Annotated in this window: 4 protein-coding genes; all 4 read right to left on the reverse strand. The window is 41.9% G+C overall.

The annotated features are described in order from the left end of the window. Positions 1-56: 56 nt before the first annotated feature. Positions 57-1,286: an MFS transporter gene (locus tag DQW11_RS06155; protein ID WP_113923078.1), complete on the reverse strand. Its 1,230-nt coding sequence runs from the start codon at positions 1,284-1,286 to the stop codon at positions 57-59. A gap of 225 nt (positions 1,287-1,511) precedes the next feature. Then, positions 1,512-4,994, reverse strand: a complete 3,483-nt coding sequence (locus DQW11_RS06160) for a hypothetical protein (RefSeq protein WP_157966050.1) — start codon at positions 4,992-4,994, stop codon at positions 1,512-1,514. 184 nt (positions 4,995-5,178) lie between these two features. Then, on the reverse strand, positions 5,179-5,928 hold the full coding sequence (gene yaaA, locus DQW11_RS06165; protein ID WP_113923080.1) for a peroxide stress protein YaaA: 750 nt from the start codon (positions 5,926-5,928) through the stop codon (positions 5,179-5,181). A gap of 15 nt (positions 5,929-5,943) precedes the next feature. Beyond that, the gene (locus tag DQW11_RS06170; RefSeq protein ID WP_113923081.1) at positions 5,944-11,439 is read right to left on the reverse strand and encodes a gliding motility-associated C-terminal domain-containing protein; all 5,496 of its coding nucleotides are present in this window, start codon (positions 11,437-11,439) and stop codon (positions 5,944-5,946) included. Positions 11,440-11,481: the final 42 nt, after the last annotated feature.

An 11,481-nucleotide genomic window follows, 5' to 3' on the forward strand; every position in this document is an offset into this window, starting at 1 on the left:
AATTTACAAAACAAAAGACAAAAAAAAAGCAGCCCTTTCGGACTGCTTTGAAGTTTTTAGTGTGCCGCAGCGCCTGCGGCTACTTTTGAGTTTTTCTGCCAAATAAAGAAGATCGTAAACAAGACGATCAATATTGCCGGGAACATCACCATTTTGAGCAAAGTTGCCTGACCTGCGGCCAATTCAAGTGCATCACCTGCCAAGCCCAAAGCGGTTTGATCTGCCCTTGACTCATCTATCCATCTACCGATGATAGGTTGGAAGATTGCGGTGGAGAACATACCCACACCACCGATAATTGACATACCCAAAGCTCCGCTCAACGGCACTCTTTGGGCAACAGCCCCAACCATGACAGGCCAGAAATAACAAACGCCTATGGCGAAAATTACCGCTGCAAAATAGGACATGGAACCTGTTACAGTGCTAAACATGTAGATACCTAAAGTTGCGAAAATAGCACCTCCAAGTAGCACGCCTGTCTGACCGAGCGACTTAACTACCGGTCCTGCGAAGAACCTGCCGACAGCCATAATACCGGTAGTCAATGCTAGGATAAGCATTCCGCTTGCGCCACTTGCGCTCATGACAACGTTTACCCACTGCTGTGGTCCAAATTCGGAAATCGCGGTAAGTGCCATACAGAAAAATAAGAAAATGAAGACCGGAGAGAACATTGCCTTCAAATTACTGGAAATGGACGTAACACCCTCCACAGTAGGCTTTGGAAATGCCTTTCCAAAAAACAGGAATGCATAGATCAAAGTAGGAATCATCAATACCCACATTTGCATTTGCCATCCCATTCCAAAATCTGTCATGAATTTGGAAATCAAACTTCCCAAAACTATACCGCCGGGAAACCACATGTGGAATCTGTTAAGCATTTTATTCATTGTGATCCCAGAGTACATGTCGGCAATCATAGGATTACAGGCCGCTTCTGTACAGCCGTTACCAAAACCGATAAATAAGGTAGAAATCAAAAGCCCCGTGTAACCGCCTGCATAAATCGTCAAAACGATACCCAAAGTATGGGCAACAAATGCGATTTGCATGATGATTTTGGGGCCGATGGTGTGGTAAAAAAGCCCGCCCAAGATCATGGAGATCGGAAAGCCCAGAAACCACATGGAGTTGATGAATCCGAGCTGTTCGGCAGTCAGGCCAAACTGGTCTCCCAACTGAGGCAAAATCCCCGCGCGGATGGCAAAGGTAAAAGCAGTCGTAATGAGGGCAAAGCAGCTCGCATTAAATAATGCTGTCTTGTTGATATTTTCGTTCATATTAATTGGGTTTAAAAGGTTTTAATTGACTTTTAAGTTTGGGTTGATTTTTAATTAAGACGGAAAATATAAAAAATATCAGGTATAGCGATGCCCTTTCATAAAAAAATATAGGAATAGGAAATTATACCCAAAAAATCTATTGAAAATAGAATGATTGCAATTGTGTTATGGATGACGATGGGTTGAAAATCTCCTAAAGAAAGAATCTTAGATTTTCCTTTTCTAATCTACGACGGTTACCGAACTCCAAATGGACTTGGTAATATTTTCAACATTGTTTTTGTAAATAATCTTCACGGCGTAGGTACCTGTTTCAATGGTCTGCCCATTAAAATCCCCAAACCATTCGCAGAGTTCATTGCCGGCGGTTAGATTTTGTTTACTGCATTGGTAGACCAATTGTCCCCAATTATTATAAATCCACACCCCTATTTCATCTACCAATGGATTGGAATAGACCCTAAATGGCCGTTGGGAATCCTTTGTGCTCATTCCCGTCGTATGGATAACCTGGGCCTTACATTCCACCAAAACCTCAAACGCCGTACTGAATGTGCAACCATCAGAATTAGTGACTGTAAGGATATAATTCCCACTTTCGGTAGGTGAAAAAACAGCCTCTTCACTCATCAGGTTTCCATTCAAAATCCATTCGTACTTTTGGAAATTACCCGGGTTGATGCCTTGATCGGAACCCAAAGAAGGGCAAATCAGGTACGTTTCCTCCACCTGAGGCCTGCTTTCATCCATACTTCTCATCACCATGAGGACATCTTTTCCTACAGTACAACCCAGTTTATTGAAAATTTCAACTTCATAAGTCCCTTCCTTTGAGACAACGATTTCTCTTTGGCCGTTAAAATTCTTAAGCCAAACCAAATTTCCGTTGAAATCCCTGTAATACCATTGGATTTTGGAAACCAATCTAAAATCTGCTTCAAGAGAAACTGTGACATTTTCCCCTTCTGAACAAAACGGCGTGGCAGATAAATTTCCTTCTACTTCAATTATTGGCTTGATCACTTCAAACTCTTTGGAATTTGGTGCAGGACAAGGATAGCTGCCCTTTGGCCTTACTTCAAGTGCGAATACTCCGTATGTCTCCGGCGTCAGGAATTGCTCATTTCCAACAAGAACACCCAATTCATTGTACCAAAAAATATCAACTTCCACGGCCGACTTACCAAACAGGTTGGCTTCAAAAATAAGTTTTCCATCACAGGTTTGTTCAGAAATTTGAGGCCCAAAGTTCACTGGCTCAGTTCTTTTTACTTGAATGGTCTTCGTGATTGTACACAAAACCATGTCTGCATCGGCACTTTCAGCGGTTAAGGTATATTTACCCTCCTGTGAAAAAATGACACTTTCCCCGGGACCAATCAAACTGATCTCTCCATTTGGATTTACCAATGTGAAATTTAAATCTAATTCCGTTTCTGGTACAAGTTGAAGAAAATCACAGATGATGATTTCCTCGGGAATCTGAAATGCTGCCATAGCAGTGGTTTCCACCACAGTGATGAGATTTCTTCCGATTTCACAGTTCATCTCATTGAAAACCACCGCTTCATAGGTACCTGGATTTTGGACAGTAAATTCGGTCTTGTCCTCATGCTGATTCAAAACTGAAGAGTTGCCTGCAGGATCGATAAATAACCAAAAAATCTTCTTGACTTCAGCTAGATCAGTCGCAAGCTCAATCAAAGAAGAACTTCCTGGACAAAGTAAAGAAGCCTTTAGATTTACATCGACAGACAAGACGGTGTTTTCAATGATAAAAGCTTTGGCCGGTGCCGGACAGGTTTCTGAGTTTTTGGGTTGAACATCAAGTTTAAATTCGCCAGATGAAATCGGAAACAATAACTCTTCTGTGCCGACCACTTCGTTTTTTTCATTGATCCACTTGATGTTGAATCTACTTGGATCCTCCCCAAATAAATTGGCTTTGTACTGTTTGTTGCCAAAACAATCCTTGGATATCAATTCAGGTTCAAATTGCACCTGTTTATTGACAGTGACGAATACGGAAGTCTCTTTCGGACAAAATCCATTCTGTGAATCACTTTCCATGCCCAACAAAAAATACTCCCCTGATTGGTCCATTCTAAATGCTTCTCCTTTGTTCTTGGTGACTTTGGAACCGTCCGGATAAGTAAGCGTAAATTCCAGATTTTGATTAGTCGTTGGGGTGAAATCAAAGTATTCACATATCGTCAACCTTGCGGGTGCTGTAAAAACAACTTGTGCCTTGCTTTGTATTATCACTCTTTGAGTCGTGGGTAGTCTGCAACCCTGCCCATTGATAAGTTCGATATGGTAATTGCCCGCAGGGGCGGATATTGAAAATTCCTGAACATTGGTAAGGACATTGGACTGAACAATTGTGCCGGAGGAAGTGAGGAGATTGAACCTTCCTGAAAAATTAGGCTGTAATAGTTTTACATTGATCTTGCCATTTATTTTTCCATTTTCATCGCAGGTTTCATGTACAACTTCTTGTATGCTAAACTGTAGGTTTGACGGGACATTAACCAATGGAATAAGGGCACCAAAGGTTTTGGAACAACTTCCTAAGGCAATTGAAACACCATACAACCCTGATTTTAAACCAGTAATTCTTATTTCATCTCCTTTTTTTACTTTTTCATATCTGGCAATCACAATCCCGTCTTTTCTGAATCTTACAAGATCAATGTCTGTCTCAGCAACCAATAAAAACACTCCGTCATTTGCATTGCAATCTGTAGAACCTTGAACAAGACTCATATTAACTTCAGGAGACACATTTACCCTGTAAGGGATGGATTCAGTCAGTTTGCAATAGGCACTGTCTCTGTTGTCCACCTCAAAAATGATCAGGTAATTCCCGGGGCCATCCAAATTCCTAGAGCTCGTAAACTCCAGTTTGTTTCCCTCACTTAAGAAAACCTTCTCATCTTCATTTTCTTTTTGATAATACCATTTTCCAAAGTTTGATGATCCTGCTGATACGGTAACCAATGTACCACCATCACAAGCTTCGGGATTACTGATGGCTAATTTGTATTCTTTTGGCTTATACACGTAAGTGTTGATGGAAAAAGGACAAACTTCCAAACCAACTTCATTTATGGTAAAAAATTCAACCCTGTATTTATCAGGTGAATTTACCTGAATACTATTTCCGGTTCCGACTAACTTATCGGAACTGTCAAACCATTTGATTTGGAAAGAACTGAGGTTGGTTGTATTGGGGTTGAGCAGGGTCAATGTGGCCTTGCCATCATCGCAAAGGAGATAGGAATTCTCGATGACAAGGTCAGCTCCTTTATTGATGATAATTTTTTTTGTGCCAGAATATACTTCATCCACCCCTCTTCGGATGGACAATTGGATATCAAATAACCCTTCTTCTGAAAATGTATGGCTGAAAGTCTGAAATCCACCTTCACGATCAACAAGGACACTGCCATCGGCTTTGATTATTTTCCATTTGAAAACATCAGTTGCCAAACCCCCACCAAAAAATTCCCCAATGATACTTCCATAATATAGGCAAAGCTCTTCCGGACCAATAATACCAAAATCGTTTATTAAACGAACAGCGTACCCTGCGTCAATTTCAGTTTTTGGATGGTATTCATTTTCCAAACCTATCGCCATTGATCTTTGACCAATACCAATAAGTATAAAGACGAGGGTGAGGTGAGAAAATAAACTTTTCATTTGCGAGATAGGTAAAGAATCGTGAGAATCTTTATCCCAAATCTATGCTTTTCTATAATTAGAAAAAAATTTATATGTATTTAAAATACATTTATTTTAGTATAAAAAACATTTATGGGTATTATTTAGGATTTTGGAGGGTAACAACATACCTAGCAAATGCAAAAAGCCCTGTCAAAACAATTTACCTGACAAATCTCCAGATTCCACCCTCTTCTTCTCCTTTCCACTCATAGTTGCCTTCATTGAAAGTCTTCAACAATTCCGGATCGTTGATCCTGTTTTTGATGATATAATTTGTCATCATTCCGCGGGCTTTCTTGGCAAACAATCCTATTACTTCATACTTTCCGTTTCTGTATTCTTGAAAAATGGGGGTAATTACTCTCGTTTTCAAAGATTTAAGATCCACAGCTTTGAAATATTCTTGAGAAGCGAGGTTGATTATAGGTTCACCTTTTGCAGTCTCCTTGATGGCTTTTGCTATTCTTGTTCCCCAAAATTCATAAAGGTTTTTTCCTTTTCTATTTTCCAGCCTGATTCCCATCTCGAGACGGTATGGCTGAATGAGGTCCAAAGGTTTGAGCATCCCATATAATCCTGACAATATTCTCAGTCTCTCTTGGGCAAAATCAAAATCTTCCTGCGAATAATGTTCAACGTCCATCTGCATATATACGTCTCCTTTGAATGCCAACAGCGCCTGTTTTGAATTTTGGACTTCAAAGCTTTTCTGAAAATCCATAAATCGGTGCTTATTCAAGACAGCAAGGTTTTCGCTGATTCCCATTAGATCTTGGATATCTCCAATGGATTTTTTCTTCATGATCCTTACCAATTCAAATGTTTCCTTTTGAAAATCAGGCTGTGAATAAACGGGTAATTCCGATGTACTTAAATCAAGTGTTTTTGCAGGGGAAATAAGGGTAATCATTCTCTAAAGTATCTTTTATTCAATTACTAAAATGGATTTTGTGATTTTGTTGGTGACATTTTGGTTGTTGCTTTTAAAGTTAACCACCACTGGGTACACCCCGATCGGAACGTAAGTTCCATTTACGGTCCCATCCCATCCACAAACAAAAGTGTCGCTGTTAATGTTTTTTTGCTCGCAATAGAAAATCAGTTCTCCCCATCGGTTGAAAATAAACACCTCTAACTCATCGACGAAATCATTGGTGTAAACCAAGAAATGTCTGTCAGGCTTACTCGGCACAATAGCATCAGGGAAAATCACCCTCAAGGCGCAATCTTCCAACACCTCAAAGCTGACCGTATATTCGCAGCCGAGATTGTCCGCTACGGTAAGGAGGTAATTTCCCGGTAGTGTAGGCACAAATACAGAATCAGTTGAAACTTCGTTTCCTTCGAGCTTCCAAGAGTAGAAATCATACGTTCCCGGATTGATCCGAACTGTGATATTTTCAACCGCACATATGGTATAACTTGGAGCCAAAACAGGCGGTATAATCACCGATCTGGAAATCTGTACTTGCTCTCTTGCCAGTTCACAACCATAAACACTCAACAAAATCACTTCATAGACACCTACGTCAAAAACAGTGACAGTCTCTAGGTCGGTAAATTCCGGTATCAGTGTTCTTGTCGAACCCACTACACTGAACCATTGGATCAGGGAAACATTGGTAAAATCAGCCTCGATACTGATATTGGCAAAAGTATCTCCTACGCAAAATTGCTGGGCGACCACAGTCATTTCTACACTTTCCAAGAATTCTTCTACTTCAAATTCAATTGTTTTTTCCGGGCACAATCCTCCGCTTCTAGGCTGGACTTCCACGGTATACGTTCCCGGACTTGGTGGGAAAAATTCCTGGTTTCTTCCGACAATGTCACCTGAAGAATTTCTCCAAAAGAAATTTGCATTGTTAGGGTCAAAACCAAATAAAACTACCTCATAGGAAACCCCCAATTCACAATCCACAATCGGTTCGGATAATGAAAAATCAATCGGGCTATTGATAACAACCTCTATCAAACTCAATTCGCTTGGACACAAAATACCATTAGGATCAAATCCCCTGACTGTATAAACCCCAGTAAATTCAAACAAATAACCTCCATCCTGATCTGGATTTATAACCTGACCATTGGGCCCTCTCACTTCATAATCGAGTTGGGTTGCAGATTGGGGAACCATGATAAACAGACCACATGCAGTCACATTTGTAGGTACAGAGAAAATGACCTGATCGGCATTGTCAATAATGTAAGAAACCGGATCAGGAAAAGCGCAGTCCACTATATCTAACAAAGTCAATGTATAAGTCCCATCAGGCAATGAAACTTGAATGGAATCTACAGAAGTAAAAGTCCCCCCAAATTCCTGACCGTCTTCCTGTCTTGTCAGCACGTATGAACCGCTTTGAGGGCCAAGATTAAATACGACCTTGAGTGAACCAAAATCAACTCCTGTTGCCGAACACGTTTCTGGAGTAGTGGTAACCTCATAATCCGAAATCCCGGTTGGTGGATTCAAATTCCGAACCACAACAGGTAGTAAAAATTCACATCCCGAATCACTTGTCGCTACCACAGTATAAACTCCAGGTTCAAGTCCTGTGACAACAGGTAAAACATCTCCGGAAAATACATTGGTGAAAACTTGCCCAGTTTGGACAATCCTTACCTCATCGGCATCAGCCAACATGGTAATCTCAAAACTGCCATTTGCTGCGGCACAATCATCCGCCTCCGTCAACACCACAACCTCAAATGCCGGTAAAGGAAATACAATCAACTCCAACTGTTTTTCGACAATACAACCCTCCAAGATCGGGTCTTCTGCCACAAATATGATGTCATAAACTCCCGGAGAAGGAAGAGAACTTGGAATCAGATTCAATTCAAAAAACTCACCCAAAGGTACCCTGTTTACAGTTCCCTGAACCTGATAAAACCATTGTCCAGAAATGGGTGTATTGGGTGCGAAAACCACAAGATTATCATCATAACAAACCTGATCGTCTGTCTGTGTGAGGTCAAATTCAAATGCAGGACCGACAAAAACAGAAGCCTCTGACGGACAAGGATCAAAAAATGCAGGATCATCACCGGCTCCGGGTCTATGGGATACCACTACAGTGAAAATACTTTCCTCATTGACGATAATGGTATTTGAATTTTGATCTCCAAACAATTGTCCTGCGGCATTTCTCCATTCAAAATCATAAAGCCCTTCAGAAGGGTCATAACCATCGATAGCGGTAAGGCTGACCGGAGTTCCCAAACATAGAGTGACAGCTTCGGGCAAAGTCAAAGCCGGAGGTGCGATAACCATAACCTCAAGCCTTCCTTCATAAAAATCCGGATCGCCACACCTGTCAACCCTCAAATCCACTGTATAAAGACCGGGCCTGGAAAATTGATGTTCATAAATTTGAAACTGCTCACCCGGGCCACCAAAGTTATTCAGTTCTACCGTTCCATCTTCATGCGTGATAGTCCAGAAATAACTGTCGATATCAGGTTCCCCAGCGCCTTGAAACTGTCCTATTACTCCATTTTGAGGATCAAGACATAATTGAGGGGTCCCGGAGAGTAAAGGATCCGGAATGCTGCTGCCAGATTGTTGCACAAAAGATGGAAGACCAAGGTTACTCGTTCCCGTCAAAACAGGAGAACCCATCTCATTATAAATACTCACATTACAATCGGAACCGGCATTGATTGATCCCAATACATTTTGTCCGGGTCTTGCCACATAAATCTGCCCGTCAGGTCCTATCTGAAGCGCCCCAAAAGGACCTGATGTACTCAATATTCCTCTGACAGGAGAATTCAATATACAAGCCTCTCTCTCAGCCCTAGTATCTGCATTATCAAAACAAGTAGCACAGGCAAGTGCAGTGGAACCGGTCTGTTCAGGTGCCTGAATCAAAAACTCCTCGACTTTTCCGCCACCTCCTGCATACGAAACGTAAGCCCTGCTTCCGTCGGGAGAAAATTCCATTCCATAAATATCTTCCCCATTACAGCCCAGATCAAGCAATGCATACTCTGTCATTTCCCCCGTATCAGGATCAAAGTCAAAGATTTCCAACCGGCTGCATGCCCCATCTTGGATGGTAACCGCAACTTTGGTTCCATCGGGGCTAAATTTCATGGTTCCAACTCCAGTATTAAACCCATGATTGGAACCGACAGATGAAAATACAGGACTGCCGATACCGAATATTGAAACCGGATAAGCCCTAAAGGTATTGTTGCCCAGCTCGTGAAATAAAACCCATGTGGTATCTCCGGCAGCAAGTGCTGCGGAATGTTCTGTACTGGGACTGAACAGAAAATTATCCTTACTGACCACATTTCCGACACCGTTTGGATTTTCGGCTTTGATATCGACAACCGAAAACTTCACCTGATTACTGCCGTCAACAGCTGTTTGGGTGGTAAATAGATAAAATATCGTTTCATCCTGAGGAACCGGTACCGCAATGACACTTTGAGAAGAAAGGTTACTTCCGCCGATGCTGTCTCCATTTTCCATTACATTGCCGTTCAGGTCCCAAACAGTCTCTCCGTCTGTAAAGAACAAGACCTGGCCCGTTCCATCGGAAATGGTAGTCGTACCTGCCGGAATATTTTGGTTATGACTTACCGCCCTTGGAGTTGGCCCATTTGGGTTGTTTGGATCTGGATTGAAGTCTAAACCTGCCCCATCACCAAAATACCAGATGTTGTTGCTTTGGTCGTTCAGATCCCAGATTTTGACCCTTACACTTCCATAGGCATAACATTCAGAACCTGGCTCCCTTACCAAAACCCAATACAAACCAGGCAAGTCAACACAATTGTCTTTGGTAGGTCTCCATTCCCTGATATTGGACCAGAAGTACTCATAGACGCCACCACCACCGCCTCCGCCACCACCATCTTGTCCTGCCTGTACGGTCAGCATGGAGCCAATGTCTACACAACCACCCTCACAAACGGTTGTGTCCTGAGCGCTGAATTGGACCTGTAATTCATTGGGAAGGAGCGTTATGGTCTTGTTAACTGTCTGGGTTGTACCATCTGCAAAAGTGACAGTCAAGGTGACGTCAATGCTCTCATTTGCGGTTGCTTCCTCAGGAATCAACAAGTGCTCTTGGGTAAAGTCAATATCTATTGGGGCTCCATCTTCATCTGTTAATGGCGGATTGAAAGTCCATTCAAAACTGACAGGTCGGAAATTTTCAGGAGTGATCAAGCTTGTCAACTGCACAGGATTGTTACTGCATGGTTCAGCAGGATTCCATTCAAAATCCACCGTTGCGTTGATATTTTGATTGGGAGCAAACTGGGGAAAAATCCTTCCACAAAAATCAGTTCCGTTGAATGGATCTTCCTCCAATTCAATTTCAGCCAAGTCTTCGACATCGGGATTTTCTACCCTCCCTATCAGCTGCGGGCCGCCTGCGACCTCCTCATAGATATAGTAAAGCCTTCCATCAGGTCCAATTTTGACATCATAAATCTGAAAAACATCGTTTTCCAATGGAATGACTTCAGGCGTTGCGGTAAGGTCACTTACAGGAACTCTTAACAATTCATCTCCTCGTGAAAAATATATATAATCTCCATCAGGGGAAAAAGAGGCTCCTCCAAAATCATCTCCATTGCTAGATTGGGGAATGGGTGTGACAGCTCCAAAAGTCCCTGTTGCTGCATCAAAATCCACCAAAACGATATTTTCATTGGGGTCTTCGGGAATCAAAATAAATTTTTGGGAATCCTCATCAAAAACCATGGATTTTGGATTGAAAGGAACCGGGGAGTTGGAATTAAGTAAAAACTCTCCTTGATTGGCACCAACCCGTCTCGAAACAATCGTCCCCCCTTCGATACTGATCAGGTATGAGGGGGATTGGGGAGTTTTGACTACCATAATCGGTCCTGAAACCGCTCCGGTAATTACCTGATCTTTTACAATTATTTCACCCAAAGGAGGTTCGTTTCCCACAGCCTGACCAGGTGCATTCATGTCAATCAGTGCATATTGTAAATCTCCGGCAGGGCTCAGGTAAAATATATAATACAACCTGTCCCCGACAGGGTCATAGCTCAAAACCCCGATGGCTAGTTCCTGTATTCCATCAATATTTCCATTGATTCCGGGAGCTACTCCTTCAAGTACCTGATTGTTTGCATCATAGACCAAAACCCCATTGGTATAAAAAATAATATTGCCAGAAATTGGATCGATGGCTACAGCGTTGTTATTTTGTCCGACAATCACCCCACTTGGAAGACTCCTGACTATGGGATCTTCTCCTTTTCCAAATGAAAGAATGTTATTTTGGCCTGAACCGCAGTCTCCAAAAATCCATTCATTATTGTTAAACCCTTGGGCATGAAGGGGTGCCGGATTGAAAGCATTGCTCAAAAATATCAGCGCACTAAAAAAAAAGAATATTTTTATGGAATTACTACGGCTTTTCATAATTTACACGTTGCGTTTAAAACAACAAAACGTTTTGGACGT

The sequence above is a fragment of the Cognataquiflexum aquatile genome (genome assembly GCF_003316845.1).
GTDB lineage: Bacteria > Bacteroidota > Bacteroidia > Cytophagales > Cyclobacteriaceae > Cognataquiflexum > Cognataquiflexum aquatile.

What these genes read in the sequence shown, in the direction of transcription:
- DQW11_RS06155 (WP_113923078.1), bottom strand. Translation starts at nt 1,286, where the DNA reads ATGAACGAAAATATCAACAAGACAGCATTATTTAATGCGAGCTGCTTT.
- DQW11_RS06160 (WP_157966050.1), bottom strand. Translation starts at nt 4,994, where the DNA reads ATGAAAAGTTTATTTTCTCACCTCACCCTCGTCTTTATACTTATTGGT.
- yaaA (WP_113923080.1), bottom strand. Translation starts at nt 5,928, where the DNA reads ATGATTACCCTTATTTCCCCTGCAAAAACACTTGATTTAAGTACATCG.
- DQW11_RS06170 (WP_113923081.1), bottom strand. Translation starts at nt 11,439, where the DNA reads ATGAAAAGCCGTAGTAATTCCATAAAAATATTCTTTTTTTTTAGTGCG.